This window comes from Streptomyces sp. NPDC047886 (genome assembly GCF_043204435.1).
Taxonomy (GTDB): domain Bacteria; phylum Actinomycetota; class Actinomycetes; order Streptomycetales; family Streptomycetaceae; genus Streptomyces.
Genome location: NZ_JBIDCF010000006.1, coordinates 362,880 through 388,536, shown reverse-complemented (window position 1 = coordinate 388,536; position 25,657 = coordinate 362,880). Strand labels below are relative to the sequence as shown.

At 73.1% G+C, this 25,657-nt stretch carries 26 protein-coding genes; 17 read left to right on the top strand and 9 right to left on the bottom strand.

The genetic code is table 11. The annotated features are described in order from the left end of the window. Positions 1-363 precede the first annotated feature (363 nt). The 6 genes from ACGF5U_RS22205 (at position 364) to ACGF5U_RS22180 (ending at position 5,381) form a co-directional block, all read left to right on the top strand. On the top strand, positions 364-573 hold the full coding sequence (locus ACGF5U_RS22205) for a DUF2180 family protein (protein WP_392711732.1): 210 nt from the start codon (positions 364-366) through the stop codon (positions 571-573). Positions 574-783: 210 nt separating this feature from the next. Continuing rightward, on the top strand, positions 784-1,170 hold the full coding sequence (locus ACGF5U_RS22200; RefSeq protein WP_392711730.1) for a VOC family protein: 387 nt from the start codon (positions 784-786) through the stop codon (positions 1,168-1,170). Positions 1,171-1,387: 217 nt separating this feature from the next. Next, positions 1,388-1,903: a gluconokinase gene (locus tag ACGF5U_RS22195; RefSeq protein WP_392711729.1), complete on the top strand. Its 516-nt coding sequence runs from the start codon at positions 1,388-1,390 to the stop codon at positions 1,901-1,903. 13 nt (positions 1,904-1,916) lie between these two features. Then, the gene (locus tag ACGF5U_RS22190) at positions 1,917-2,240 is read left to right on the top strand and encodes a hypothetical protein (RefSeq protein WP_392711727.1); all 324 of its coding nucleotides are present in this window, start codon (positions 1,917-1,919) and stop codon (positions 2,238-2,240) included. Between the two features lie 177 nt (positions 2,241-2,417). Further along, complete coding sequence (locus ACGF5U_RS22185; RefSeq protein WP_392711726.1) at positions 2,418-3,386, top strand: arabinan endo-1,5-alpha-L-arabinosidase; 969 nt, start codon at positions 2,418-2,420, stop codon at positions 3,384-3,386. A gap of 462 nt (positions 3,387-3,848) precedes the next feature. Beyond that, entirely contained in the window at positions 3,849-5,381 is a 1,533-nt protein-coding gene (locus ACGF5U_RS22180; protein ID WP_392711725.1) for an alpha-N-arabinofuranosidase, read from the top strand. A 387-nt stretch (positions 5,382-5,768) separates the two neighbouring features. On the opposite strand, the gene ACGF5U_RS22175 is transcribed toward ACGF5U_RS22180, so the two are convergent. After that, entirely contained in the window at positions 5,769-6,221 is a 453-nt protein-coding gene (locus ACGF5U_RS22175; protein WP_392711723.1) for a DUF4383 domain-containing protein, read from the bottom strand. A 656-nt stretch (positions 6,222-6,877) separates the two neighbouring features. Between ACGF5U_RS22175 and ACGF5U_RS22170 the strand changes: the two genes are divergently transcribed. Genes ACGF5U_RS22170 through ACGF5U_RS22160 form a run of 3 tightly spaced genes read left to right on the top strand, consistent with a single transcriptional unit; the run spans position 6,878 to position 8,588 of the window. Next, entirely contained in the window at positions 6,878-7,516 is a 639-nt protein-coding gene (locus ACGF5U_RS22170; RefSeq protein ID WP_392711722.1) for a hypothetical protein, read from the top strand. Next, on the top strand, positions 7,513-7,926 hold the full coding sequence (locus ACGF5U_RS22165) for a phage holin family protein (RefSeq protein ID WP_392711721.1): 414 nt from the start codon (positions 7,513-7,515) through the stop codon (positions 7,924-7,926). The genes ACGF5U_RS22170 and ACGF5U_RS22165 overlap by 4 nt, the downstream gene beginning before the upstream one ends. Then, positions 7,902-8,588, top strand: a complete 687-nt coding sequence (locus tag ACGF5U_RS22160) for a DUF3618 domain-containing protein (RefSeq protein ID WP_392711720.1) — start codon at positions 7,902-7,904, stop codon at positions 8,586-8,588. Before ACGF5U_RS22165 ends, ACGF5U_RS22160 begins: the two co-directional genes overlap by 25 nt. 146 nt (positions 8,589-8,734) lie before the next feature. Here the strand turns inward: ACGF5U_RS22160 and ACGF5U_RS22155 are convergent, their stop codons facing one another. After that, positions 8,735-9,952, bottom strand: coding sequence for an erythromycin esterase family protein (locus ACGF5U_RS22155; RefSeq protein ID WP_392711719.1), 1,218 nt, complete (start codon positions 9,950-9,952; stop codon positions 8,735-8,737). A gap of 68 nt (positions 9,953-10,020) precedes the next feature. Between ACGF5U_RS22155 and ACGF5U_RS22150 the strand changes: the two genes are divergently transcribed. Next, positions 10,021-10,752, top strand: a complete 732-nt coding sequence (locus ACGF5U_RS22150; protein ID WP_392711717.1) for a TioE family transcriptional regulator — start codon at positions 10,021-10,023, stop codon at positions 10,750-10,752. A 95-nt stretch (positions 10,753-10,847) separates the two neighbouring features. Here the strand turns inward: ACGF5U_RS22150 and ACGF5U_RS22145 are convergent, their stop codons facing one another. Beyond that, the gene (locus tag ACGF5U_RS22145; RefSeq protein WP_392711714.1) at positions 10,848-12,353 is read right to left on the bottom strand and encodes a PQQ-binding-like beta-propeller repeat protein; all 1,506 of its coding nucleotides are present in this window, start codon (positions 12,351-12,353) and stop codon (positions 10,848-10,850) included. 150 nt (positions 12,354-12,503) lie between these two features. On the opposite strand from ACGF5U_RS22145, the gene ACGF5U_RS22140 reads away from it, so the two are divergent. The 7 genes from ACGF5U_RS22140 (at position 12,504) to ACGF5U_RS22110 (ending at position 19,533) form a co-directional block, all read left to right on the top strand. Beyond that, entirely contained in the window at positions 12,504-13,229 is a 726-nt protein-coding gene (locus ACGF5U_RS22140; protein WP_392711712.1) for a DUF2470 domain-containing protein, read from the top strand. Positions 13,230-13,338: 109 nt separating this feature from the next. Beyond that, complete coding sequence (locus ACGF5U_RS22135; RefSeq protein ID WP_392711710.1) at positions 13,339-14,061, top strand: siderophore-interacting protein; 723 nt, start codon at positions 13,339-13,341, stop codon at positions 14,059-14,061. Between the two features lie 150 nt (positions 14,062-14,211). Beyond that, a complete protein-coding gene (locus tag ACGF5U_RS22130) occupies positions 14,212-14,868 on the top strand; it encodes an isochorismatase family protein (protein WP_392711707.1) in 657 nt (218 codons plus the stop codon). 177 nt (positions 14,869-15,045) lie between these two features. Next, positions 15,046-16,083, top strand: coding sequence for an N-acetyl-gamma-glutamyl-phosphate reductase (gene argC / locus ACGF5U_RS22125; protein WP_392711706.1), 1,038 nt, complete (start codon positions 15,046-15,048; stop codon positions 16,081-16,083). Further along, entirely contained in the window at positions 16,080-17,231 is a 1,152-nt protein-coding gene (argJ, locus tag ACGF5U_RS22120) for a bifunctional glutamate N-acetyltransferase/amino-acid acetyltransferase ArgJ (protein WP_392711704.1), read from the top strand. Before argC ends, argJ begins: the two co-directional genes overlap by 4 nt. A 17-nt stretch (positions 17,232-17,248) precedes the next feature. After that, positions 17,249-18,358, top strand: coding sequence for an acetylglutamate kinase (gene argB, locus ACGF5U_RS22115; RefSeq protein ID WP_392711702.1), 1,110 nt, complete (start codon positions 17,249-17,251; stop codon positions 18,356-18,358). After that, complete coding sequence (locus ACGF5U_RS22110) at positions 18,355-19,533, top strand: acetylornithine transaminase (RefSeq protein ID WP_392711700.1); 1,179 nt, start codon at positions 18,355-18,357, stop codon at positions 19,531-19,533. Before argB ends, ACGF5U_RS22110 begins: the two co-directional genes overlap by 4 nt. Positions 19,534-19,657: 124 nt before the next feature. Here the strand turns inward: ACGF5U_RS22110 and ACGF5U_RS22105 are convergent, their stop codons facing one another. From ACGF5U_RS22105 to ACGF5U_RS22080, 6 genes are all read right to left on the bottom strand, one after another. Continuing rightward, the gene (locus ACGF5U_RS22105) at positions 19,658-20,176 is read right to left on the bottom strand and encodes a GNAT family N-acetyltransferase (protein WP_392711921.1); all 519 of its coding nucleotides are present in this window, start codon (positions 20,174-20,176) and stop codon (positions 19,658-19,660) included. A gap of 331 nt (positions 20,177-20,507) precedes the next feature. Next, entirely contained in the window at positions 20,508-20,738 is a 231-nt protein-coding gene (locus ACGF5U_RS22100; RefSeq protein WP_392711698.1) for a hypothetical protein, read from the bottom strand. After that, positions 20,735-22,315: an amidohydrolase gene (locus ACGF5U_RS22095; RefSeq protein WP_392711696.1), complete on the bottom strand. Its 1,581-nt coding sequence runs from the start codon at positions 22,313-22,315 to the stop codon at positions 20,735-20,737. The genes ACGF5U_RS22100 and ACGF5U_RS22095 overlap by 4 nt, the downstream gene beginning before the upstream one ends. A 34-nt stretch (positions 22,316-22,349) precedes the next feature. After that, positions 22,350-23,327 (bottom strand): ABC transporter ATP-binding protein, encoded by a 978-nt coding sequence (locus ACGF5U_RS22090; RefSeq protein ID WP_392711919.1) that lies wholly within the window; start codon positions 23,325-23,327, stop codon positions 22,350-22,352. An 86-nt stretch (positions 23,328-23,413) separates the two neighbouring features. Continuing rightward, entirely contained in the window at positions 23,414-24,541 is a 1,128-nt protein-coding gene (locus ACGF5U_RS22085) for a FecCD family ABC transporter permease (RefSeq protein ID WP_392711695.1), read from the bottom strand. Then, a complete protein-coding gene (locus tag ACGF5U_RS22080; RefSeq protein ID WP_392818878.1) occupies positions 24,538-25,611 on the bottom strand; it encodes a FecCD family ABC transporter permease in 1,074 nt (357 codons plus the stop codon). Before ACGF5U_RS22080 ends, ACGF5U_RS22085 begins: the two co-directional genes overlap by 4 nt. Positions 25,612-25,657: the final 46 nt, after the last annotated feature.

The following is a 25,657-nucleotide window of genomic DNA, read 5'->3' as shown; positions in this document are numbered from 1 at the left end:
TACAGCAGGACGGTGAGCTCGGCCTTCACCAGGCGCCGGACGCGTCGGGAGCGGACCGACGCCCACGCGGTGGAGAACTGCGGCGCCACGAGGAGCACCAGGGCGGGGCCGCCTCCCGCGAGGGCCACCTGACGGCGGACCTGTACCCCCGACGACCGGGTACGCACCCGCCGAGCGGTCGACCGCTCGCCGACGACCGGCGCCGCGTCGGCGTCGGCGTCGGGGTTCGGCCGTTCCGCTGCGGATACCCGCTGACAGGGGTGGAAGCCGACCGGCCGGAGGTGGGGAGGCTGGTGACGCGGTGCGAGGGAGGCTGGTGATGGTACGAAGGGGGCTGGTGATGTGGTGCGGAGGAGGCACGTGATGCGGTGTTACGAGTGCCACGGTTCCGGAGTGGACCAGGTGGCCGAGGCGGTCTGCCGCCAGTGCGGGGTGGCCGTGTGCCGGGAGCACGCGCGCATCGACAGCCAGGAGCTGCACAGGGACCACGCGGGGCTCGGCAAGAGCACCCATGAGCTGTCGACCCGCCGGGTGGTGTGCCCGGTGTGCGAGAGGGCGGAACGCAGCGCGTAGGCCGGCCGCGCCAGTGCGCGGCCGCTCGAGCGGGCCGCGACCCCCGCGTCGTTCTCCGGCCGGTCGACCGCACCGACATCCGTGGCCGCACCGACATCCGTGGCCGGACGGAGTCGCGGTGCGCCGGACGGAGTCGCGGTGCCGAACGGAGTCTCGGTGCGCCGGACGGAGTCGCCGTGCGCCAGACGATGGACGGCTAGGCTCGCAGGCATGGTGCATGTACTGGGCAGCCGCCTTCTCCTGAGCCCCACCGACCCGGAACGTTCCCGCGACTTCTACGGCCGGATCATGGGCCTCGCCGTCTACCGCGAGTTCGGCACCGGGCCGGAGCGCGGCACGGTCTACTTCCTCGGCGGCGGCTTCCTGGAGGTCTCGGGCCGTTCGGATGCCCCTCCCTCCCCCGCGCTGCGGCTGTGGACGCAGGTCGCCGATGTCCACGCCGCGTACCAGGAGCTCAGCGAGCGGGGCGCCGAGGTGCTCCGCGCGCCGGTCCGGGAGCCGTGGGGGCTGGTCGAGATGTGGATCGCCGATCCCGACGGGGTGCGCATCGCGGTGGTCGAGGTACCGGAGGACCACCCGCTGCGCTACCGCCCCTGAGCGGCCGGATCACCGGGTGCGCCCCGCCGCCCGTGGGGTACCCGGCCAGGCCGGGACACCGCCGGTCGATGGCGCGGTGGTCGTGCGGCGGCGTGCCGGCCAGCGGCGCGGCCCCGGGACGTGATCCGGCGCGGCCCGTGCCGACGGGTCGCGCCGGATCGCGTCCGGGCCTCCGTCCGGGGGCGTCATCTCACTCCGAGCACAGGGAGGGACGGGAATGCCGGACCTTGCACAGCCTCTCGTCGTCGTCATGGGGGTCTCCGGTTCCGGGAAGACGACGATCGGCCGGTCGCTGGCCCGCACGCTGAACGTGCCGTACGCGGAGGGGGACGACCTCCACTCCCTGTCGAGCGTCGAGAAGATGGAAGCGGGCGTGCCGCTGGACGACGAGGACCGGGAGCCCTGGCTGGAGAGGATCGCCCGGTGGCTGGCCGACCACGCCGGGCGCGGCGGCGTCATCACGTGCTCCGCCCTGAAGCGGTCCTACCGTGACCGGCTCGCCGCCGTGTCCCCGCGTGTCCTCTTCGTCCACCTGCACGGCCCCGCCGAGCTCATCGCCGAGCGTCTTTCGGCCCGTCGGGGGCACTTCATGCCACCCGAGCTGCTCCGATCCCAGCTCGACGCCCTGGAACCGCTGGCTCCGGAGGAGCGCGGGACGCGGGTACCCGTCGACGGCACACCGGAGGAGACCGCCGCGCTGGCCGTCGCCGCAGTCCGCGCGGCCGAGCGGTGAACCGCCGACGGACGTGAAGACGGTGTTCTCGGCGGCGCCGGTGCGCGGACTCGCCCTCGGCGTGTGCGGCACGGAGTCCCCTTCCGGTCGGCACCTCACGGTCGACGCCGGTGCGGTCAACCGCGAGCTGGTGCTGGAGAACGACGTGGTGGTCGGCTCGGTCAACGCCGGTATGACGCACTATCAGCAGGCCGCCGAAGCGCTGGCCGCGGCGGACGTCTCCTGGCTGCGCGGTCTGATCAGCCGACGGGTGCCGCTGGATCTCTTCCGGGAGGCGTTCACCCGGCGCGACGACGACGTCAAAGTCGTGATCACCCTTGACGGGACCGCCGGTTGACGGCGAGCCGGTCGCTGTCGAGCGGTGGCGTCCGGCAACCTTCCAGCGGGGCGCGCGCGGATCCGGCCGCGCCCCCGCACCGCCGTGCTGCGCGGGCTGTTGACGCGTACCTGGTTCGCTCCTACGTTCCGTCCGAGAAGCCGATCCGTGTTCGAGGTACCGAACAGGAGCATCCTCGTGAGCCGCAAGAGAACCGCACTTCTCGCCCTCCCCGCCGCCGCCCTGCTCGCTCTCGTCCCCACCACGGCGTCGGCCTACCCGAACCCCGGCCGCGTCACCGGTTCCGTCATCACCCACGACCCCACGATGATCCGCACCCCGTCCGGCCAGTACCTGCTCTACGCCACCGGAGGCGGCATCGCCGCCAAGACGTCGTCCGACCGCACCGCCTTCACGGCGGGCGCGGACGCCTTCTCCTCGCGTCCCGGCTGGTGGTCGCGCTACTCGTCCGCCCCCGAGGCATGGGCGCCCGACATCTCGTACCACGGCGGCAAGTACCTGATGTACTACTCCGTCTCCTCGTTCGGCTCCAACACCTCCGCCATCGGGCTGGCGGGGTCCACCACCGGCCGGGCTGGCAGCTGGAGCGACTACGGCATCGTGTACACCTCCAGCTCCTCCAGCGACTACAACGCCATCGACCCGAACCTCTTCGTCGACGACGACGGCCGGTGGTGGCTGTCCTTCGGCAGCTGGTGGACCGGGATCAAGATGATCCGGATCGACCCGTCCACCGGAAAGCAGCTGCCCTCCGACACCTCCCGCCGTTCCCTCGCCTCCCGCCCGACCGGCACCAAAGCGGTCGAGGCCCCGTACATCGTCAAGCGGAACGGGTACTACTACCTCTTCGCCTCGTACGACACCTGCTGCTCCGGCGTCAGCTCCACGTACAAGGTCAAGGCCGGTCGCGCCACCAGGGTCACCGGGCCGTACTACGACAAGAACGGCGTCTCCATGATGAACAACGGCGGGACGCCGGTCCTGGAGTCGCACGGCCGCGTCATCGGCCCCGGCGGGCAGTCGGTCATGAACGACGTCGACGGCGACCTGATCGTCTACCACTACTACGACGCCAACGACAACGGCACCCCCAAACTGGGCATCAACCTCCTGGACTGGAGCAGCGGATGGCCCGTCGCCTACTGACCCCGCGGTAGGGCCGGCGGTGGCCGGGGGCTCCTCGGCGACGACACCCACCGGCTGCCGAACGCCGCCACCGGCAGGCACGCCGAGCACAGCACCCCCCGGGTACCCGAGCACAGCGCCCCCGGGTGCCCGGGCACAGGCCCGTACCCGGGGGCGCTCCTCCGTATCGCCGCTCTCCCGAGGAACCGGCCGGGCCGTGGCCGGTGAACCGCCCACCGGAACAGAGACGTTCGGCATGACGAACGCCGTTCGTTATTTCAGCGAGAGCCATTGACGGCTCCCCCTCCCGCGTCTACGGTCCCGTTCGAAGTGGCGGGCGAGTGACGGTATTTCGGACGACGAACGGCTACTCCCCTCCACCTCCCGTCGAATGAAGGAGCCGCCCTTCAGAGATACGGCGGGCCGGGTCCGACGACGGCCGGCCGTCGCCCCCTGACCCCGCACACTCCTCGGAAGGACACCATGCCCGACGGCAACGCCCGCTTCACACTCGATCCCGCCTTCACCGTGGGAGAGGTGAACCCCCGTCTCTTCGGCTCCTTCGTCGAGCACCTGGGCCGCTGCGTGTACACCGGCATCTACGAGCCCGGCCACCCGACCGCCGACGAGGCCGGGCTGCGCACCGACGTGCTGGAGCTGGTCCGCGAACTCGGCGTCACCGTGATCCGGTACCCCGGTGGCAACTTCGTCTCCGGCTACCGCTGGGAGGACTCCGTCGGCCCCGCCGACGAGCGGCCGCGCCGCCTCGACCTCGCCTGGCGGTCCACCGAGACCAACCGCTTCGGGCTGAGCGAGTTCATCGCCTTCCTGAAGAAGGCCGGCCCCGAGGCCGAGCCGATGATGGCCGTCAACCTCGGCACCCGAGGTGTGGCCGAAGCGCTCCAGCTCCAGGAGTACGCCAACCACCCGGCCGGCACCGAACTCTCGGACCGGCGCGTCGCGCACGGCGACAAGGACCCGTTCGGCATCCGCCTGTGGTGCCTCGGCAACGAGATGGACGGGCCGTGGCAGACCGGCCACAAGACGGCGGAGGAGTACGGCAGGCTCGCGGCGGAGACCGCGCGGGCGATGCGCCAGATCGACCCCGGTCTGGAGCTCGTCGCCTGCGGAAGCTCCAGCCAGGCCATGCCCACCTTCGCCGCCTGGGAGGCCGCAGTCCTCACCGAGGCGTACGACCTGGTCGACCACATCTCGCTGCACGCCTACTACGAGGAGACCGACGGGGACCGCGACTCCTTCCTCGCGTCCGCCGTCGACATGGAGTCCTTCATCGAGAACGTCGTCGCCACCTGCGACCACGTCGGTGCCCGCCTGAAGTCGAAGAAGAAGATCCAGCTCTCGTTCGACGAGTGGAACGTCTGGTACATGCGGCGCTTCCAGGCGGAGAGCGAGGCGAACCCGCTGGACTGGCCGGAGGCGCCCCGGCTGCTGGAGGACAACTACAGCGTCACCGACGCCGTCGTCGTCGGCTCGCTGCTGATCGCACTGCTGCGCCACGCCGACCGGGTCACCGTCGCCTGCCTCGCCCAGCTCGTCAACGTGATAGCCCCGATCATGACCGAGCCGGGCGGTCCCGCCTGGCGGCAGACGACGTTCTTCCCGTTCGCCCAGGCCTCCCGGTACGGACGCGGGGAAGTCCTCGACGTGCGGGCCGAGTCGCCCACGTACCGGACGGCCGCCTACGGCGAGGTGCCGCTGCTGCACGCGACCGCCGTACGCGACCCGGAGAGCGGCACCGTCACCGTCTTCGCCGTCAACCGCGGCCAGGACCGGCCGCTGCCGCTGCGCGTGGCTCTGTCCGGGCTTGACGTGGGCCGGATCGTGGAGCACAGCGTGCTCAGCGACGCCGACCCGGACGCGCGCAACACCCTGGCCGACCCGCAGCGCGTCGTGCCGCACTCCGGCCACGGCGGCCGGCTGGACGCGGGCGTCCTCGACGTCACCCTCGAACCGCTGTCATGGAACGTGATCCGCCTGGCCGCCACCGCCGCCTGACCTTCCGTCCGCCCTCCCCCTCACCAGTCGCCGCCCGCGCCCCGTCGCCCCGAGCACCGGGGCCGGGCGGCTCCGAGGTACCTGACGTGACCTCACCCGACGACCGCTCTCCCGCAGAGACGAGCTGCCAAGCACCCCTCCCTCACCCGGCGCCGGGCCCTCGCCGGCGGCGTCGGGGCCCTGGCCGGCGCCGCGGCCCCGGCGGACGCGCCCCCGAACTGGCCCTACTGCACCTGGCCAGGCTCGCCTCGCCGGATCGTGCGCGGCATCGCCCACACGGGTCTCGCCGGGCAGTGACCGCGCCCACGCCAGGGCCCCCACCCACGCCAGGGGCCGGGCGCCGCCGGGGGCCGGGCGCGCTTCCCGGGCCGCCGACGCGGGGGTGTGTCAGCGCGTCGTGCCCGCGCGGGTGCCTCGGGTGAGCAGAAGGCCGAGGCCGATCATGCCCACGCCCAAGCCGAAGTGCAGCCAGTTGTCGGCCGTGTTCACCGGCACGAAGTTGGCGGCACTGTCCAGGTCGATGATCAGCCCGTAGATCCACAGCGCCAGGTAGATCACACCACCGGCGACGAGGAACGTGCGGGCGCTGGAGGCGGCGCGGGCCATCACGACACCCGCGAGCCCGAACAGCAGATGAACGATGTTGTGCAGGATCGACACCTGGAACACGCCGAGCAGCTTGGCCTCGGAGTGGTGCTCGGCGAACTCCATCGTGTCGTAGTCCGTGGTGATACCGGGGATGAAGCCGAGGACGCCCACCAGCAGGAAGACCGCTCCCACCAGCAGTGCCGCTTGCTGCACGGGGGTGCGTGCGGCAGCCGTACGGGAATGTGTGGCCATGCCGACCTCCCTGGTCGAGCGGGGCGACCGGAAGGCCGCCGTCCGGCGTCTCACGACGCCGACTACCCCCCTCCTCCGACGATATGACCGCGTGTGGGCCGACGCGAGTCGGCTGGAGTGCGCGCACCGCACAGGTGGCTGCGTCGCAGCGGAGCAGCAGGTCCAGCGGCCCCCGGGCTCTCCCCGAAGGGGTCCAGGGAGCCGCGGGGTCCGGTGACCCAGGGTTCCGTGCGGGGCGTCCGCTCGGGCTGTCCGTCGCCGCCGAAGACGGCGTGCTGGACATCGTCGGGACCGTCGAACCGGTCGGCTGGCCGACACGCAGTCCGAGCGGGACCGCCGGGACGGGTACCGGGGCCGCCGGACCGGAACGTGCCGCCGGACCGCACCGGGCCGCACCGGACCGCTGGGGCCGCCGGGCCGCTGGGGCCGCACCGGGCCGCCGGGCCACCGGATTCCGTGGCCTTCCCCCTGACCGGCGGCCATGGGCGCGTGCCGTCGACGGACCCGGCTGGAATGGTCCGCCCGATTCTCACACTGAAGGGCGTTTTGTCCGGGCGGCATCGGTTAACCGGACGAGGACAAGGGTTAGTCCCCGGAGCGCATGAGGCGCTCCCTTCGAGGGGGCTGCACAGCACCTCTGAAGAGGGAGGAACCCCATGAGTGGTGAATCCGTGGACGCTGGTGCCGGGCGTGCGCAACAGGTCGGGCAGGCAGCGAAGGAGCAGGCGTCCGCGACCGCGGGCGAGGCCAGGCAGGCAGCCGGCGACGTGGCGGGTACCGCCGCCGAACAGGCCAAGGCCGTGACGCATGAGGCGCGCCGACAGGCGGGCAGCGCGGTCCGCGACCTGCGGGAGCGGGTCACCGGCGAGGCACAGGGCCAGACCGAGCGCCTGGCCGAGGTGGTACGGCAGTGGGCCGACGACCTGGCCGGCATGGCGCAGAACGCACCGAACGACTCTCCGGCGCGGAGCCTGGTGGCGCAGGCCGCCGACGGCGGCCACCAGGCCGCCGACTACCTGGACAAGCAAGGGGCCGGCGGGCTGGTGCAGGACCTCCAGCGGTTCGCGCGGCGCCGCCCCGCCGCTTTCCTGGCGGGCGCCGCGCTGAGCGGGCTCGTGGTCGGCAGGCTCGCCAAGGCCGGCAGCAAGGCGGGCTCGACCTCGCGGGCGGACTCGCCCGCGCGGACGGACTCGGCGCCGCGGACGGCCGCCGTACCGGGCGGGGGCGCCGAGCGGTCGCTGCCTGAGGCGGCGGCGCGGCCCGAGCTCCCCGGTTACCCGGGAGGCGCGGCATGACGTCCCTGTCACCGCGGCCCGAGCGGCGCGGGCATGACGCGTCCGTGGGCGAGTTGCTGTCCGAGGTCACATCGGACGTGCAGACGCTGTTCCGTCAGGAGGTGGAACTCGCCAAGGCCGAGATCCGTGAGGAGGCCACGAAGGCGGGCAAGGCCGCCGGGATGTTCGGCGGGGCGGGCTTCGCCGGCTACATGGTGGCGGTGTTCGTGTCCCTCGCGGCGATGTTCGGCCTCGCCAACGTGATGGACCTCGGCTGGGCCGCGCTGATCGTCACCGCCGTGTGGGCGGTCGTCGCGGCCGTCCTGTTCGTGATGGGCCGGTCCCGGATGCGGGACGTGTCACCGAAGCCGGAACAGACCGTAGAGACGTTGAAGGAGGACGCGCAATGGGCACGTCACCCGACCAGGTGAGGGCCGACATCGAGACGACGCGGGAGCGGCTGTCCGAGAACGTCGACCGGCTCGCCGACCGCACCAGTCCCAAGCGGATGGCGCACCGCCGCACGGAGCAGGTGCGCGGAGCGGTCTCGGGACTCCGCGAGCGGGTCATGGGAAGCGCCGATCACTCCCCCGGCGGCGCCGGCGCGGCGCGGGACCGAGGCCGCCAGGCCGCGCAGTCGGTCCAGGAGGGCGCCGGCCACGCGGCGGACACCGTGCGCGAGCGCGCGGGACAGGTCGGCGAGGCGGTCAGCGGCGCACCGGAGCAGGCGATGAGGCAGACCCAGGGCAACCCGCTCGCGGCCGGGCTGGTCGCCTTCGGCGCCGGACTGCTCACCGCCTCGCTCCTGCCGGTCTCCCAGGCCGAGCAGCAGGCCGCCGCCCAGGCGTCCGATCGTGCCGGCGAAGCCGTCGAGCCGCTCAAGGAGGCCGCTCTGGAGTCCGGCCGGCGTCTGAAGGAGGACGCCGCGGGCACGGCGCAACAGGCGGCGCAGGAGGTGAAGGACACCGCCGCGCAGGCGGCCAGGACCACCAGGGAACAGGCCGGTGAGCAGGCCGGGCACGTGACCGAGCAGGCTCGTGAGTCCGCCGGGCGGATGACGGACGAGGCACGCAAGCAGTCGGGCGGCACCTGACCGGTCCGCCCTTCGGCAGCCGCGGCGCGGCACCCCTCCTCGATGCGTCTCCCTCGACCGACCGTCCCCGAGGGGTGCCGGGGCCTCCGGCCCGCGACGGTCGCGAGCCGGAGGAACGTGCGGCGGTACGTCGGCCCGGGGTGGTGCTAGCTCCGCACGACGTCCTTGACGAACACGAGGCCGTCGACGGACGCCAGGTGGGCCGGGTCGAGCGGGGCGTAGCCGAACCAGGGGGATACGCGGGGCGCGGGCGGCGGGTCGCCGAGGACGGTGGCCAGGCGCCGCGCGTCGATGACCGCGCGGTCCTGCGGGAGCGCGTACAGGAGTCCTTCGACGGTGTCCGGCGGCGGTGTGTCCACCCCCTGATGGCGGATCGTGCCGAGGGCGGTGGCCAGGAAGGCGTAGTCCTCGCCGAGCCGGGCGCTCACCAGCGCACCGGCGCCCCACCACTCCAGGGGCTTGCCGCCCATCCGTGTCGTGCTCTTCTCCCGCTGGAGATGGGAGTTGTGGGCGTGGACGAGTGCCGGGCCGCGGGCGGCGACGGCGAGGAGGTTGTCGGCCATCATCCGGTCCCGTACGCCCAGCAGCCGGGTCAGGCGGGCCGGTGAGGTGTCGGCCATCCAGTGGTGGTAGCGCAGCAGACCGGTCGCGGTGCGCGCGTACAGGTGCGCGCGGTCGTGGTCGTCCCGCGATGCCACCGTGCTCAGGTGCGGCTGCTGTTCGTCGAGCAGCGCCCGCAGGTCGTCGGCGAGCAGCCGCAGTCGCCCGGCCTCGGCCGACCGCCCCACGGAGGCGGACGGGTCCCTCATGGCGGCGGGCTCGGTCCACCGGTCGTCGGCGCCGAGCAGGCGGTCGAGCGTTTCCGCGGTGCAGGGGAGCAGGTCGGCGTCCACCCGGGCCGCGAGGTAGCCGTGGAGTGCGGTGAGGGCCTGCCGGGGGCTCGCGGCGCCGGTGATCTCCAGTGGGCCGTCGAAGCCGGCGAAGCGGAGCCGCTCGGACGCGGGGCGGCCCGCGTTGTAGGCGCGCATCCAGCGCACCAGCTCGCGGTTGGCCCTGAACGCGCCCCACTCGTGGCTGATCCCGCGCTCCATGACCTCGTCCAGGGTGCCCGTGCCCGAGGTGACGTAGTCGTCCACGAGCAGGCCCGCCACGCAGTCGCTCTCGATCGCGATCGTCCGGTAGCCCTCCTCCTCGACCAGGTGCTGGAAGAGCTCGTTGCGCAGGTCGAGCAGAGTGTCCTCGCCGTGGGTGGGTTCGCCCAGGGCGAGCAGCCGGGGCCTGGTCGGGAGCAGCCTCATGACGGCGGCAGCCTCGACGGCACGGGCGGCGCCCTTGATGTCAGCGGCCTTGGTGTCGGTAGCCATGCCGTCAACGGTATCGTTGAACCTTCGGTGGAAACTTTTCCGCGATATCGCCGATGTCATGGGGTCTCATGGGGCGAAACCTTCAAAGTGGTGAACGGCTCAGGCCGATCGACCTGGCGCGTGGGCACGGTCTGTCCACGCAGGCGGTCAGGAACTACGAGGAGGCCGGCATCCTGCCGGCCGCCGGTCGCACACCGCACGGCTACCGCACCTACACCCCGCTGCACGCGCGGGCCCTGCGCGCGTTCCTCGCCCTGGTGCCAGGCCACGGCCACCGGACGGCGGCGTCGGTCATGCGGGCCGTGAACGAGGGTGCGGTCGACGAGGCGTTCCGCCTCATCGACGAGAGCCATGCCCAGCTCCTGGACGACCGCCGGACCCTCCAGGCCGTGGAGCGCGCCCTGCGCGACCTTGCGTCCACCACGGGGTCCGAGCCGGACGCGGTGTCCGGACCCGGCGGCACGTTCATCGGGCCGCTGGCGGGGAAGCTCGGCATCCGGCCCGCGACGCTGCGCGCATGGGAGCGGGCGGGGCTGGTGCGCCCGCGGCGCGATCCGCGGACCGGGTACCGCGTCTACGACGAGGGGGACGTACGGGACGCCCGGCTGGCCCATCAGCTCAGGCGGGGCGGCTACCTGTTGGAGCAGATCGCCCCGCTGATCGCCCACGTACGAGCGGCGGGCGGCCTGGAGCCGCTGGAGGCCGCCCTGTGCGACTGGCACGCCCGCCTGTCCGCACGCGGGCGGGCGATGCTGACGGGGGCGGCGGAGCTGGAGGCGTACCTCCGCGCACGCGGATGAGACGTCCGCCGCCGACCCTGCCGAGGCCGCGGACCGGGTAGCGGACCTGGCGGCCAGGACCCCGGCGGCCGAGGGCCCCGATCCGGCCACGTCCGTCAGCCCGTCGAGCAGTCCAGCAGACGCCCGTCATCGGTGCCGATGAGGAGCCGCTTCGGCCCGGCGACGGTCAGCGCGACCGGTACGACGAGCACTCCGGCCACGGTGAGAGGGCGGCGCCAGCGCACGGTGCCGTCACGGAGGTCGAGCGCCACGACCTCGCCGTCGTCGTAGGCGACGTAGGCGGTCTCGGTGTCGCAGTCGAGGTCGGTGGCTACTCTGTCGGTCCTGAAGACCCAGCGCGGCTGCCCCGTGGCCGCCTCTCGCCGTACGACGAAGGAGCCGCCGGGCTGCAGGCCGTGCCCGTGGTACACGGAGCCCGCGTGGACCAGAGACCCGTCCGCGGCTTCAGCACCCGGGCCGGCGAAGTGCGTCTCGTCCGGGGCCCAGGAGTACGGAAACAGCCGCCTGCCCTCCGCCTCCTCAGGTTCCCGCGGGCGTTCGGCAGCGGGTACGGGGTCCAGGTCGACCGCGGCGAGCCAGGCTTCACGCCGGTCGGAGCCCCGCTCCCCCTCCCTGCTCACCGTCGCCTGGAAGTAGACCCGGCTGCCACGACGGATGCGCAGCCTGCTCCGCCCTCCGTTGTGTCCGGCCGGTGCGAAGGCCGGCCGGCCGTCGGCGCAGCCGACCACCGACACCGGTGCGGACGGCTGGACATGGTCGAGCCGTCGCCCGTCCTGGAGCGACAGCCGGACGACGGATTGTGGAGACTCCTCCCCCAGGGGCCGTACCAGGCCGGCCCAAGCCGACTGCTCGTCCGTGGCGATGGCGATGTCACGGCCGCCCCGATCATCGGGAACCGTCCACAGCCGCTTCCCGGTCGGGTCCCAGCACTCCAGCCCGACCCCGTCGAGCGTCGCGAGGATCCGTCCGTCCGACAGCACCCGTACCGATCGGACGTGACGGCGCGGATCCCAGTCGGCGCTCAGTGCGGAGAGTGTCCGTCGCGCTTCCGCCCGCCCGTCGGGGCGCGGGGCCGGTACTCGTGGCCCGGCGAGTTCTCGGTCCTCGATCGACCTGGGCGGTACGGCGCTCCAGTCGGGCCGCAGCACGTGCGCCACGTGCCCCTCGGCGTGTGCGTCGTTGTCCCGCCAATCGTCGGGCGGTGCCGCCAGTACGCGTAGCCGCCGCTCGTCGAGCCATTCCAGACCGAGGATCTGGCGGCCGAGCCCGTCCTCGATCAGCGAGGTGGCCGTGCCTGTCACCAGGTCCAGCAGCAGGAGTTCCCCTTCGAAGAAGTATCCGCCGTCGTAGCGTCCTGTGCCGACGACGAGGAGGGGAAGCGTCGGGTGGAACGCCATCGCGTGGACCGGGTACCGCGACCTGAGGAGAGCACGGCAGCCCAGATCGCCGGTGCCGAAGACGCCGACGGGCGCCGCCCTGTCGAACTCGTGCGCACCTGCCACCGCCAACAGGCCGCGACGTTCGTCGGGGACGGTGATGACAGGGTCGCCGGCCTCGGCGAAGGGGCGGTCGCCGAGGATCCGGTCGATACGGGAGGTCATGCCGACAATCTTCTCAAGGCGGTGGGTCGGTGGGTGCCGGGGCTTCCCGTCGCGCGAACACGTCCCCCGCCGGGGCCTGAGGGGTCGACACCACATCCCACGGGAGTTAGGTTAGCCTTACCTCAGTTGATCGTCACCTCTGGAGCCCCCTTGACCATCGCCGCCGACACCGCCCCGGCCGAAGCGACCGCCGGGGAGCGGGTTCGCTCCGTACTGGCCCGCGCGGTCTCCCTCTCCCTCACCACCGCCGGTGAGAGCTACGACCTGATCGGTCTTCACTCCGTCGACCGGAAGGGGCGGATCACCTTGCACGCCCCGGCGGGAAGTCCGCTCGCCGGCGAGGTCTCGCGGGCGCCGCGCGGCAGCCTCGCCGCCCTGCTGGAGTTCACCGACATCGCGCCGACGCCCGTCCGCGACCGGGTGCGCGCCCGGGTGACGGTCTCCGGCTGGCTGGCACCGGCCCGCGACGGGGAAGACGAGGTCCTGCGGCTCGACATCGCGCGCGTCACGCTGGTGACGGCGGCCGGGGCGGTAGAGGTCGGCCTCGACGAGATGGCGGTCGCCGCACCGGACCCGCTCGCGGTCGAGGAGGCCGCCATGCTGACGCATCTCGCCGACGCCCACGAGAACATGCTGGCCGGCCTGCTCGACCTCGCCGGGCCCCGACTGCCCCTCGGTGCGCTCCGGGCCCTGCCTCTGGCCCTCGACCGGCACGGCATCACCCTGCGCTGCGAGTACGACGACGGCCCCCGCGACCTGCGGTTCATCTTCCCGGCGCCCGCGCGGGACGCCGCCGAGGCGGGCGAGCGCATCCGGCAGCTCCTCACCGCACCGCACACCTGCTCCCACCGGCACGGCCCGTCGGCACGGCCCTGACGCCGGGGCCGGGGACGGGAGTTCACCTCGCGCCTACCGGGCGGACTCCCCCGTACGATCCACTTAGATTAGGCTCACCTAATCGAACTGATCCGGGAGGGTCCGCATCATGGGACATGGCTGGCAGGGCGCCGTCCTCAGACTCATGCGAGGCAAGGACTTCACCTTCACGGTGCGGTCCAACGAGCGCGTCTCCGACCGCCTCCACCGCCTGTCCTTCAGCGACGGCGGCATGCTGCGGGCGACCGGGGTCCATCCCACGATGTGGGTGCGGCTCTGGTTCGAGAGCGCCGGCCGACCCCACCAGCGCGCCTACACGCTCGTGGACCCGGACCCGCCCACCGGCACCTTCGACATGGAGTTCACCCTGCACGCGGGGCGTGCCAGCGAGTGGGCCCGCACCGCCCGGCCCGGCGACACGATCGAAGCGACGGTCCAGGGTTCCGAGTTCGCCGTACCCGACCCCCGGCCGTCACGCCTCCTCGTCGTCGGCGACGCGGCATCGCGCCCCGCCATCGACTCGCTGCTGGCATCGATGCCCCAGACGCCCGCGACCGTCTGGTTCGAGACCGCGCACCCCTCCGACGCCGACCACGCACCGCACCGCGGCTCCGAGCGGCACGAGGTGATCCAGGTGCCGCGACGGGACCACGGCGGCCACCTGGTCGAGACGGTGCGCCAGGCACTGCCGCGACACATGGACGACGGCGACCGCTACGTCTGGATCGCCTGCGACACCGCGACCACGCGCACCCTGGCGTCCTTCGCGCGCAGGCAACTCGCCGTGCCGCGAGAGCGGTTGCACGCGCTCGGCTACTGGCGCGCGGCCTGACGAGTTCACGCCAGCAACCGTCAGACTTAGGTTAGGCTAAGCTAAACTTCGATCACCACGATCGGCGTCGCGTCACCACGATCACCGTCGCGTCACCACGATCACCGTCGCGTCATCGATCACCGTCGCGTCATCCGGGGAGGGACAACCATGGGCTTGCCGGTCATCGACTCCTATCCCATGCCCGAGCGTTCGGTCCTTCCTCCCTCCCACACCCCCTGGACCGTGGAACCCCGGCGGGCCGCGCTGCTGATCCACGACATGCAGAACCACTTCGTGCGGGCGTTCCCGACCGGACTGTCACCCGTCGTGGAGCTCGTCGAGAACGTCGCCGCTCTGCGCGAACTCGCCGGAACGCTCGGCATGCCGGTCGTCTTCAGCGCCGAGCCCGCCGCCCGGCGGCCCGGCCAGCGCGGGCTGATCGCCGACGTCTGGGGCCCCGGTATCGGGGCGGAGCCGGACGACGCCGCCATCATCGCGCGCCTCACGCCGCGCCCTGGCGAGCACCTGCTGCCCAATGTGCGGCCCAACGCCTTCCTCCGCAGCCATCTCGGCCGACTGCTCAGGTCGGAGGGGCGCGACCAGCTGATCGTCTGCGGCGTGTACGCGCACCTCGGCGTGCTCCTGACGGCCGCCGACGCCGTCATGAACGACATCCAGCCGTTCGTCGTCGCCGACGCCGTGGCCGACTTCTCGGCCGAGGAACACTCCATGGCCCTTCGCTGGGCCGCGCGCAGCGGCGTGGTCTGCACGACCGACGCCCTGCTGCGCGACCTGCTGCTCGGCCGAGCGCCACGAGACGCGTGACCGGGCGGCACGTACCCCCGGCACGTCCCACTCGGCACGTCCACTCGGGACGTCCCGTGCGATCCGTCCCGCGCGGCGCACCGCACGCGGACGTCCCACGCCTCACGTGACACCCGCATGAAACGTGACACCCGCATGAAACACGTCCACGCCCACGTAACAGGAAGACGGAAGAACATGACCGTACGGGTCGCGGTGGCCGGAGCCAGTGGCTACGCCGGCGGCGAGATCCTGCGCCTGCTGACCTCGCACCCCGGGGTGGAGGTCGGTGCCGTGACCGCGCACAGCAGCGCGGGCCGGACGCTCGGGGAGGTGCAGCCGCACCTGGCCGCCCTGGCCGGGCGGGTGCTGGAGGAGACGTCGGTGGCCTCCCTGCGGGGGCACGACGTGGTCTTCCTCGCCCTGCCGCACGGGCAGTCGGCGGCCTGGGCGGCCGAGTTGGACCCCGGCACGCTCATCGTCGACTGCGGCGCCGACTTCCGGCTGCGCGACGCCGCCGACTGGGAACGGTTCTACGGCTCCGAGCACGCCGGGACCTGGCCGTACGGCCTGCCCGAACTCCCCGGAGCCCGCGACGAACTGAAGGGTGCCACCCGGATCGCCGTACCCGGCTGCTACCCGACCGCCGTGACCCTGGCGCTGTTCCCGGCGTACGCGGCGGGGCTGCTGGAACCGGAGGCCGTGATCGTCGCCGCCAGCGGGACGTCGGGAGCCGGCCGGGCGCTGAAGCCGCAGCTGCTCGGCTCCGAGGCGATGGGCTCGATGAGCCCGTACGGTGTCGGCGGCGGCCACCGGCACACCCCGGAGCTCACCCAGAACCTGTCCAGGGTCGCGGGCGAACGGGTCACCGTGTCCTTCACGCCGACGCTGGCGCCCATGCCGCGCGGCATCCTGGCCACCTGCTCGGCCCGGCTACGCGCCGGGGAGGACGTACGCGCCGGGGAGGACGTACGCGCCGTCTTCGAGGCCGCCTTCGCCGACGAGCCGTTCGTCCACCTGCTGCCGCCGGGCAGGTGGCCGTCCACGGCCGCCGTGCTCGGATCCAACACCGTCCAGGTACAGGTGGCGGTGGACCCGGACGCCGGCCGCCTGGTCTGCGTGAGCGCGATCGACAACCTGACGAAGGGCACCGCCGGTGGCGCGGTGCAGAGCATGAACATCGCCCTCGGCCTGCCGGAGACGCTGGGCCTGCCCACGAACGGAGTGGCCCCGTGACCGTGACCGCTGCCCAAGGGTTCCTCGCGAGCGGCGTGGCCGCCGGCATCAAGGAATCCGGCGCCCCCGACCTCGCCCTGGTGGTGAACCGGGGGCCGTCACGCGCCGCCGCCGGGGTCTTCACCTCCAACCGGGTGCAGGCCGCACCGGTCCGCTGGTCGCGGAGGGTGCTCGCCGACGGCGAGATCGCGGCGGTCGTCCTGAACTCCGGTGGCGCCAACGCGTGTACGGGCCCGGCCGGCGCCGACGACACCCGGACGATGGCCGAGCGTACGGCGAAGGCGGTCGGCGCGGACCCGGACGACGTGGCGGTGTGCTCCACCGGACTCATCGGCGTCCCCCTGCCCATGGACCGGGTCACGGCCGGCATCGACGCCGCCGCGGGGCGGCTGTCACCCTTCGGCGGCGGCGACGCGGCCGTGGCGATCAAGACGACCGACTCGGTGCACAAGACCGCCGTGGCGTCCCGGTCCGGCTGGACGGTCGGCGGCATGGCGAAGGGCGCGGGCATGCTCGCGCCCGGCCTCGCCACCATGCTGGTGGTCCTCACCACGGACGCCGTCGTGAGCGCGCCGCTGCTCGACTCGGTCCTGCGCGAGTCCGTGCGCACCACCTTCGACCGGGTGGACTCGGACGGCTGCATGTCGACCAACGACACGGTCCTGCTGCTCTCTTCGGGCGCCTCGGGCATGACGCCCGAGCCCGCGGACCTCGCCGATGCGGTGCACGCCGTCTGCCTCGACCTGGCACGGCAGCTGATCGCGGACGCCGAGGGCGCGTCCAAGGAGATCGAGGTGGCGGTCGTCGGCGCGGCGTCGGAGGAGGACGCCGTCACCGTGGGGCGGTCGGTGGCCAGGAACAACCTCCTCAAGTGCGCCCTGCACGGCGAGGACCCGAACTGGGGACGGGTGCTGTCGGCGATCGGCACGACGGACGCCGTCTTCGACCCCGACCGCCTGGACGTGGCCATCAACGGCGTCTGGGTCTGCCGGGACGGCGCGGCCGGGGACTCCCGGGACGCGGTGGACCTGTCGGGACGGCGGATCACGATCACGGTCGATCTGCGCGTCGGCGACGCGTCGGCGGTCGTCTGGACCAACGACCTCACCGCCGAGTACGTGCACGAGAACAGCGCCTACAGCTCATGAGCGGAGTGGGAGCAGGGATGAGGAATCCCGTCGGACAGCGTGCCGGGCAGAGCGCGAAGGGGAGCGTGGGCCAGAACGTGGACGAGAGCGTGGACGCGGACTCGGGACGGAGCGGCGCGGGGCGGAGCGTGGCCACGGTGGAGCCGACCGGCGGGGACCTGCCCTGGGTGGAGGAGCTCCAGGGCCGGACCGTCGTCATCAAGTTCGGCGGCAACGCCATGGTGGACGACGCCCTCCAGCGGACGTTCGCACAGGACGTCGTGGAGCTGTGGCACGCCGGTCTGCACCCCGTCGTGGTGCACGGCGGCGGACCGCAGATCAGCGCCATGCTCGACCGGCTCGACCTGGAGGTCCGCTTCGAGGCCGGTATGCGGGTCACCACTCCCGAGACCATGGACGTGGTCCGGATGGTGCTGACGGGGCAGGTCCAGCGCGAGCTGGTCGGCGCGATCAACGCCCACGGGCCGTTCGCCGTCGGCATGTCCGGCGAGGACGCGCACACCATGACCGCCGTGCGGCGCCCCGCCTGGGTGGACGGACGGCCCGTGGACATCGGTCTCGTGGGCGACATTGTGGCCGTGGACGCGGACACCGTGCGGGCGTTGCTGGAGCAGGGCCGTATCCCGGTGCTCTCGCCCGTCGCGCGCGGCACGGACGGGCAGGTCTACAACGTCAACGCCGACCTGGCGGCGTCGGCGCTGGCCGTGGCCCTGGGCGCGGAGCGGCTGGTGATGCTCACCGACGTCGAGGGACTGTACGCGGACTGGCCGCACAGCACCGAGGTGATCGACCGGCTGACGGCCGGTGAGCTGGACGGGCTGCTGCCGGGACTGGCGAGCGGGATGCTGCCGAAGATGGAGGGGTGCCTGCGGGCGGTCCGGGCCGGTGTCCGCAAGGCCCATGTGCTCGACGGCCGGACGCCCCACGCGGTGCTGCGCGGGGTCTTCGCTGAGAAGAGCCCCGGCACCACGGTCCTCCCGGACGCCGCATCCGAGTGCGGGGCCGAGAACGGCGACAACGGCCACAACGGTCACAGCGGCGAGACCGGCGAGCACACCGACAACGCCCGGAGCACCCGGAGCACTCGAAGCACCCGGAACGCCGGGGACGAGGAGGCGAGCGCATGACCGGCCACGGCACCACGCCGCTCACGCACCGCTGGCGGGCGGTGATGATGGACACGTACGGCACTCCCCCGCTGGCGCTGGTCCGCGGCGAGGGCAGCACGGTGTGGGACGAGTCGGGGCGTGCCTACACGGACTTCACCGGCGGGATCGCGGTCAACACCCTGGGACACGCGCACCCGGCCGTCGTAGCCGCGGTCACCGCCCAGATCACGCGGCTGGGCCATGTGTCGAACCTCTTCGTCTCCGAGCCGGCCGTCGCTCTGGCGGAACGGCTGCTGGGTCTCGCGCGCCGCCCTGGGCGGGTGTTCTTCGCCAACTCCGGTGCGGAGGCCGTCGAGGCGGCCTTCAAGATCGCCCGCCGTACCGGGCGGCCGCGCGTCGTCGCGGCGGAGGGCGGCTTCCACGGGCGCACCATGGGGGCGCTGGCCCTCACCGGGCAGCCCGCGAAGCGCGACCCGTTCCTGCCGCTGCCGGGCGAGGTGACGCACGTGCCGTTCGGGGACGTCGAGGCGCTGCGCGCGGCCGTCACGGATGAGACGGCGGCGGTCTTCGTCGAGCCGACGCAGGGTGAGGCGGGTGTCGTTCCCGCGCCCGACGGGTACCTGCGGGCCGCTCGGGAGATCACCCGGGACGCCGGGAGCCTGCTCGTCCTGGACGAGGTGCAGACCGGCATCGGCCGTACCGGCCGCTGGTTCGCGCATCAGGCGGCGGAGGACGTGGACCCGGATGTGGTGACGCTGGCGAAGGGCCTCGGCGGCGGGCTGCCGATCGGGGCGGTGATGGCGTTCGGCCGGGCGGCGGCTCTGCTGGGGCCCGGGCAGCACGGCTCCACGTTCGGCGGCAACCCGGTGGCCTGCGCGGCGGGGCTCGCCGTACTGGAGACGGTCGAGGCGGAGGGGCTGCTGTCCCATGTCGTACGCATGGGTGAGCTGCTGCGGTGGGGCATCGAGCAGTCGGGGCATCCCCTGGTGCGCGAGGTACGTGGCGCGGGTCTGCTGTGGGGTGTCGCGCTCACCGCGCCGGTCGCGGAACAGGTGCGACGGGCGGCGCAGGACGCCGGGTTCCTCGTCAACGCGGCCGGCGCGTCGACCGTACGGCTGGCTCCTGCCCTGACCGTCACCGAGGTGCAGATCAAGGAGCTGGTGGCGGCGCTGCCGGGGATACTCGACCTCTGACGTACGCGGGTGACAGCGCGAAGGGCGGGTCCGGAGCCGCGCCGGCTCGGGCCCGCCCTTCGCGTCGCGTCCGCGCGGCCGCCGGGCCGCGGCTCCGTCACCGGTCCCGTCACGGTCCCGGTGGTCAGACCCCGCGCGCGAGGACGCGGGCGCCGCGGCGGGGGTCCAGGGACCTGGCCCAGGCGACGGGGGCCGCGCTCGGGCTGGTCGGAGTGAAGCCGTACCGGAGGAACAGGCGGCCGCTGCCGGTCGTCGCCGTGAACAGGTTCTCCAGCGACTGCGCGCGGGCCTTGGCCAGCGCGGCGCCCAGGAGGCGGGCGCCCATGCCGCTGCCCTGCCGGTGCCGGGCGACGCAGAAGTTGTAGAGGACACCGGCGGCCCCTCCGCCCGGTGAGGCGCCGGGGTGGACGCGGAGGGCGAGGCAGCCTTCGATGGACCCGTCGGGCGCCTCGGCGACGAGGAAGTCGGTCGCGCGGTAGGCGTAGACGCGGAAGGGCCGTTCGCGCAGCGCTCCCGAGCGTACGAACGGCTGGGAGAGGACGGCGAGGGCGGCGGCGTCGCCCGGTCCCGCGGGCCGCACGAAGAACGTGGGGATGCGGGGCGGGTGGGGGGCGCGTGGCAGCAGCGTGGCAGGGCGCGGCATGGCCGTGATCAAGGCTTTCCTTCCTCGGTCCCACCGTGCGCGGGGTGCGGCTCGTCCGCCGCGTGGCCCCCGGTCGGCGCGTGACCCCGGTGAAGCAGTCGAGCTAAGGCTAGCCTCACCTAATCGAATCGACCAAGCTGTGCGCCGCACCGGCCCCCAGCACCGCACCGGCCCCCCGCACCGCACCGGCTCGGCGCCGTCCGTCCGGCAGACGCTCCCGGGTCAGGGCGCGATGGGCGTACTCGCCGACGCGTACGGTCCACGGCCGCGCTCCGCCGCCGTGCTCCCACGGCGGGGGCAGCGGGTCCGTGCCCGCCCGCCGGGGGCGCCGCTATCCGCACGGGCGGCCCGGATACTCGTCGCTCTCCGGTACCCCCGCCTCGCGCATCCGGCGCAGCACCTCGCCCAGGTCGTGATCCTCCACCAGGGCGGGGCCGTTGAGTTCCGTGTCGAAGACCATGGTCTCCTCGCCCGCGTGCCAGATGACCCAGCGGGGCGGTGCCGCCACCGGCGGCTGCCACAGGGGTGCCAACGGTTCCAGGGTGTCCGCTCGCGTGCTCACGGCTTCTGTGCCTCCTTGGTGTCGATGCCGTCCACGAACGCCGTGACGACCTGGATGCCGCCGATCCTGGAGGGGTCGACGCGTCGCGGGTCGTCGCCCAGCACCACGAGGTCGGCGCGCTTGCCCGCTGTGAGGCTGCCCGCGCTCTCGTCCCACCGGCAGGCGTAGGCGCCGGCGACGGTGTAGGCGCGCAGGGCCTCGTCGACGGTGACGCGCTCCTCGGGGCCGATCAGCCGGCCGGAGGCCGAGGCCCGCTCGACCATGAACTGGACGGCCCGCAGCGGCGAGCCCTCGGTGACCGGCCGGTCGGAGCTGCCGACGAGTGTGACGCCGTGGTCGAGGAAGCCCCGGCCCCGGTACATCCACGGGGCCCGCTCCTCGCCCATGATCGTCGCGTAGTCGTCGCCGAAGTAGCGCAGGAAGCTGGGCTGGACCACGGCGCTGACGCCGAGGCGGGCGAAGCGCGGGAGCTGGTCGGGGCGGATCAGCCCGGCGTGCTCGACCCGGTGTCGCGCGTCGGGGCGGGGCCGCAGCCGCTGCGCCCGCTCCAGGGCGTCCAGTGCGAGGTCCGCGGCGCGGTCGCCGATGGCGTGGACGGCGAGCTGCCATCCCGCCAGGTGTCCGTCCACGATGAGGTCCGTGAGGCGCTCGGGGTCGTCCTGGAGCCGGCCGGTGTGGTCCAGGCCCTCGTACGGGGAGGTGAGCGCGGCCGTGCGCGCCATCATGCCGCCGTCGGTGTAGACCTTGAGGGCGCCGACGGACAGCCAGTCGTCGCCGAATCCGGTGCGCAGCCCGAGGTCCAGGGCGCGCGGGATGCCGTCGTCCGCGTGTGCGGCGCGCGGCCGCAGGGTGTCCCCGGCCGCCATGAGCTGGACGCGCAGCGGCAGTCGGCCCTGGTCGCGCAGGAGTTGGTAGGCGCCGAGCTCGACCGGGCTGTGGCCGAGGAGGCCGCCGCCGATTCCGGCCTCGGCGACGGCGGTGACGCCTTCGGCGAGGCAGACCCGGGCGGCGTACTCGATGGCGTCGGCGAGTTCGTGCTGCGCGTACGGCAGACGGAGCCGGCGGGCGGCGGTCATGGCGCTCTCCGCCAGGAAGCCGTTCTCGTGCGGGACACCGTCCGGGAGCTGGTCCAGGACGGCGCTGTTGACGACGCAGGCGTGCCCGGAGTCGTGCATGAGGAACACCTTGCGCCCGTGGCTGACCGTGTCCAGCTCGGCCGCGGTCAGGTGGCGGCCGAGTGCTCGCTGGTCGTACCCGGCGATGTCCACCCAGGAGCCGTCGCCGCGCGTCCTGGCCACGGCGTCCGCCACGACCGCGAGCACGTCCTCGATCCGCTCGCAGGGCGCGATGCTCGGGGTGCTCGCCTTCAGCCCGGCCCATGCCAGGTGGACATGGCTGTCGATGAACCCGGGGAGGACGGTGGCGCCCTGCAGGTCGACGACCTCGCGGGCGGGCAGGGAGGTCACGGCCTCGTCCAGGCCCACGATCCGGCCCCGCCAGATGCCCAGGTCGTGGGCGACGGGGTGGTCCGGGTCCATGGTGAGGATGTGCGCGTTCGTCAGCCTCGTGCAGAGCATATGAGGTCCGTCCTACGGAGCAGGGGAGTCCGTCCTAGCTGGTCTCGGCCATCACGGTGTCGGCGACGGCGGTGGCGGCGCCGTTCCCGGGGCTGTCGCCGTCCTCGGCGCTGTCGCCGTCCTCGGGGCTGTTCCGGGGGCTCTCGTCGGGGCTGCCCTCGCGGCTCTCCTGGGGCGCGTACCGCCGGGGCGCGGCGGGCACCATCAGCGGCGTGCCGGTCTCCGGGTCGTCGATGATCCGGCACGGCAGCCCGAACACGTCCTGGACGAGTTCGGCGGTCATCACGGTGGCCGGGTCGCCCTCGGCCGCAACGGTGCCGCCGGGCCGCATCACGATGAGGTGGGTGGCGTAGCGGCACGCCTGGTTGAGGTCGTGCAGTACGGCCACCACGGTGTGCCCCTTGCGCGCGTGCAACTCGGCGCACAGGTCGAGCACCTCGACCTGGTGCGCGATGTCCAGGTACGTGGTCGGTTCGTCGAGGAGCAGGATGGACGTCTGCTGGGCGAGGACCATGGAGAGCCAGACGCGCTGGCGCTGGCCGCCGGAGAGGTCGTCCACGGGCCGGTCGGCGAGTTCGAGTACGCCCGTCTGCCGCATGGCCTCGGTGACGGCCTCCTCGTCCTCGGCGGACCACTGCTTCAGCAGGCGCTGGTGCGGGTAGCGGCCGCGGGCCACCAGATCGCCGACGGTGATGCCGCCGGGCGCGGTCGAGGACTGCGGGAGCAGCCCGAGCCGGCGGGCGACCTCGCGGGAGCGGTACGAGGTGATGGCGGCGCCGTCGAGGTAGACCTGGCCGGTCTGCGGCTTGAGCATCCGCGCCAGCGCCTTCAGGAGCGTGGACTTGCCGCACGCGTTCGGCCCGATGATCACGGTGAACGAGTGGTCGGGGATGTCGACGCCGAGGGACGTGGCCACGGTCCGCTGGTCGTAGGAGAGCGTCAGGTCCTCGGCACGCAGGCGCGGTGCCGGGCGGTTCGCGGGGGCGGCCGGGCGGTTCGCCGGGGCGGTCATCACGGTCCTCTCGGTCGTCGCGGCGGTCCGCGTCGTGGTCGCGGCGGCCCGGGTGGGCGTCGCGGCGGTCTTCGCGGTCTCGGCGGTCATGCGCGGCTCTTTCGCGACTCGGTGATCAGCAGCCAGATGAGATACAGCCCGCCGATGGTGCCGGTCGCGGTGCCCACCGGAAGGAGCGCGGGCGCGAAGGCACGCTGCACGACGAGGTCGCTGACGGCGAGCAGTACGGCGCCCATGAGGGCGGAGGGCAGCAGCGCCGGGCCTGACGACCGGGTGAGCCTGCGGGCCAGTTGCGGCGCGGCGAGGGCGATGAACCAGATCGGGCCGGTCACCGCGGTGGCGAAGGCGGCCAGGGCGACGCTGACGACGAGCAGGGCCGTACGGGTGCGTGCCACGTCGACGCCCAGCGCCCTGGCGGTGGTGTCGCCCATCTCCACCATGGACAGCCGGCGGGCGAGGAGGAAGGCCAGGGGCAGCAGGACGGCGACGGCGAGGCCGATGGCGTTCGCGTGGACCCACAGACGGTTTCCCAGGCTGCCCAGCAGCCACGACTGGGCTTCCAGCGCCTCCTGCCAGCTCGCCCGGGTGATGAGGTAGGAGTTGACGGCGAGCAGCAGCGCGCTGACGCCGATGCCGACGACGATGAGCCGGAACCCCTGCACCCCGCGGCCGGCCATCAGGAGGTAGACCGCGGCGGCGGTGGCGAGACCGCCGACGAGCGCGCCGAACGCGATCTGGGTCATGCTGCCGTTCAGCACGACGATGACCACGAGTGCGCCGGTGGCCGACCCGTTGGTGAAGCCGATGATGTCGGGGCTGCCCAGCGAGTTGCCGGTCAGGCTCTGCAGGATCGCGCCGCTGACCGCGAGGGCCGCGCCCACGCAGAGCGCCGTCACCAGGCGGGGCATGCGCAGGGTGTTGACGATGAAGTCGGCGGCTCCGGATCCGCCGCCGAACACCGCTCGCAGCACCTCGCCGATGGACAGTTCGAAGTCGCCGGTGGTCAGCGTGACGCCCATGACCAGCAGGAGCACGGCGACCAGGACCGCCGTCACCGCGACGGCACGTCCCTGGATCCGTACGGACAGACGGCCCGACGGGGTGCGCAGGACGAGCCCGGTGATGACGCGGGGTGTCCCGGCCGCGCGGCCGGTTTCGGTGGTGGAGGTGGTGGAGGTGGTGGTGGAGGTCTCCGCCTCCCGTACGGCACTCACAGCATGACCAGCTTTCGGCGGCGGCACAGCGCGATGAACAGGGGCGCACCGATGAAGGCGGTGACGATGCCGACCTGGATCTCGCCCGGGGCGCCGAGTACCCGGCCCAGGACGTCGGAACCGATCAGCAGGACCGGTGCGAGCACCATCGAGTAGGCCAGCACCCAGCGTTGGTCGGGGCCGGCCACGAACCGGGCCACGTGCGGTACGACGAGGCCGATGAAGCCGATCGGCCCCGCGGCGGCGGTGGCCGCGCCGCACAGCAGCATGACGCCGACGGCGCCCAGGACGCGGGTCCGGTTGACGTCGACGCCCAGCGCGCGGCCCATCTGGTCGCCCATGGCGAGGGCGTTGAGCGAAGGCGCCAGCAGGAGGGCGAGGATGAGGCCGATCGTCACGAAGGGCAGGACGATGAGGACGATGTCCGTCTTCCGGCCCGACAGCGCGCCGACCGTCCAGAACCTGAACTGGTCGAAGGCGCGCGGATGGAGCAGCAGTACCGCCGAGTTGAAGGCCAGCAGTACGGCCGTCACCGCCGCTCCGGCGACGACGAGCCGGTCGGGGGTGGCGACGGCCCGTCCGGACGAGCCCAGGACGTAGACCAGTACGGAGGCGAGGGCGGCGCCCAGGAAGGCGAACCATACGTAGCCGAGGGCGCTGCCGATGCCGAGGAAGGCGATGGCCACGACGACACCGGACGAGGCGCCCAGGCTCACCCCGAGCAGTCCGGGGTCGGCGAGCGGATTACGTGTCAGCGCCTGCATCAGGGCGCCGGAGAGGCCGAGGGCCATGCCCACGAGGAGTCCGAGGACGGTCCTGGGGATCCGGTACTCGTGGATGATGATCGAGGTCTCGGATCCGTCGGGCCGCCAGAGCGCGTTCCATGTCGCCGTGAAGGGGATTCCCTTGGTGCCGACCCAGACACTGAGCAGTGCGACGAGGACCAGGGCGGCGAGCCCGAGGAGCAGGCCGAGGCCCCGCAGGGCGGACACGGTCCGGCGTCGTCCGGGCGCGGCCTGGGCCGAGTCCTGCTTCCCGGGCAGCGTCTGGGTTCCGACCGACAAAGACAACCCCCTGGCCCCCGGCGGCGATTCGCGCGTCATACGGACGATGTGC

What these genes read in the sequence shown, in the direction of transcription:
- ACGF5U_RS22205 (WP_392711732.1), top strand. Translation starts at nt 364, where the DNA reads ATGCGGTGTTACGAGTGCCACGGTTCCGGAGTGGACCAGGTGGCCGAG.
- ACGF5U_RS22200 (WP_392711730.1), top strand. Translation starts at nt 784, where the DNA reads ATGGTGCATGTACTGGGCAGCCGCCTTCTCCTGAGCCCCACCGACCCG.
- ACGF5U_RS22195 (WP_392711729.1), top strand. Translation starts at nt 1,388, where the DNA reads ATGCCGGACCTTGCACAGCCTCTCGTCGTCGTCATGGGGGTCTCCGGT.
- ACGF5U_RS22180 (WP_392711725.1), top strand. Translation starts at nt 3,849, where the DNA reads ATGCCCGACGGCAACGCCCGCTTCACACTCGATCCCGCCTTCACCGTG.
- ACGF5U_RS22175 (WP_392711723.1), bottom strand. Translation starts at nt 6,221, where the DNA reads ATGGCCACACATTCCCGTACGGCTGCCGCACGCACCCCCGTGCAGCAA.
- ACGF5U_RS22170 (WP_392711722.1), top strand. Translation starts at nt 6,878, where the DNA reads ATGAGTGGTGAATCCGTGGACGCTGGTGCCGGGCGTGCGCAACAGGTC.
- ACGF5U_RS22165 (WP_392711721.1), top strand. Translation starts at nt 7,513, where the DNA reads ATGACGTCCCTGTCACCGCGGCCCGAGCGGCGCGGGCATGACGCGTCC.
- ACGF5U_RS22160 (WP_392711720.1), top strand. Translation starts at nt 7,902, where the DNA reads ATGGGCACGTCACCCGACCAGGTGAGGGCCGACATCGAGACGACGCGG.
- ACGF5U_RS22155 (WP_392711719.1), bottom strand. Translation starts at nt 9,952, where the DNA reads ATGGCTACCGACACCAAGGCCGCTGACATCAAGGGCGCCGCCCGTGCC.
- ACGF5U_RS22150 (WP_392711717.1), top strand. Translation starts at nt 10,021, where the DNA reads ATGGGGCGAAACCTTCAAAGTGGTGAACGGCTCAGGCCGATCGACCTG.
- ACGF5U_RS22145 (WP_392711714.1), bottom strand. Translation starts at nt 12,353, where the DNA reads ATGACCTCCCGTATCGACCGGATCCTCGGCGACCGCCCCTTCGCCGAG.
- ACGF5U_RS22135 (WP_392711710.1), top strand. Translation starts at nt 13,339, where the DNA reads ATGGGACATGGCTGGCAGGGCGCCGTCCTCAGACTCATGCGAGGCAAG.
- ACGF5U_RS22130 (WP_392711707.1), top strand. Translation starts at nt 14,212, where the DNA reads ATGGGCTTGCCGGTCATCGACTCCTATCCCATGCCCGAGCGTTCGGTC.
- argC (WP_392711706.1), top strand. Translation starts at nt 15,046, where the DNA reads ATGACCGTACGGGTCGCGGTGGCCGGAGCCAGTGGCTACGCCGGCGGC.
- argB (WP_392711702.1), top strand. Translation starts at nt 17,249, where the DNA reads ATGAGGAATCCCGTCGGACAGCGTGCCGGGCAGAGCGCGAAGGGGAGC.
- ACGF5U_RS22110 (WP_392711700.1), top strand. Translation starts at nt 18,355, where the DNA reads ATGACCGGCCACGGCACCACGCCGCTCACGCACCGCTGGCGGGCGGTG.
- ACGF5U_RS22105 (WP_392711921.1), bottom strand. Translation starts at nt 20,176, where the DNA reads ATGCCGCGCCCTGCCACGCTGCTGCCACGCGCCCCCCACCCGCCCCGC.
- ACGF5U_RS22095 (WP_392711696.1), bottom strand. Translation starts at nt 22,315, where the DNA reads ATGCTCTGCACGAGGCTGACGAACGCGCACATCCTCACCATGGACCCG.
- ACGF5U_RS22090 (WP_392711919.1), bottom strand. Translation starts at nt 23,327, where the DNA reads ATGACCGCCCCGGCGAACCGCCCGGCCGCCCCCGCGAACCGCCCGGCA.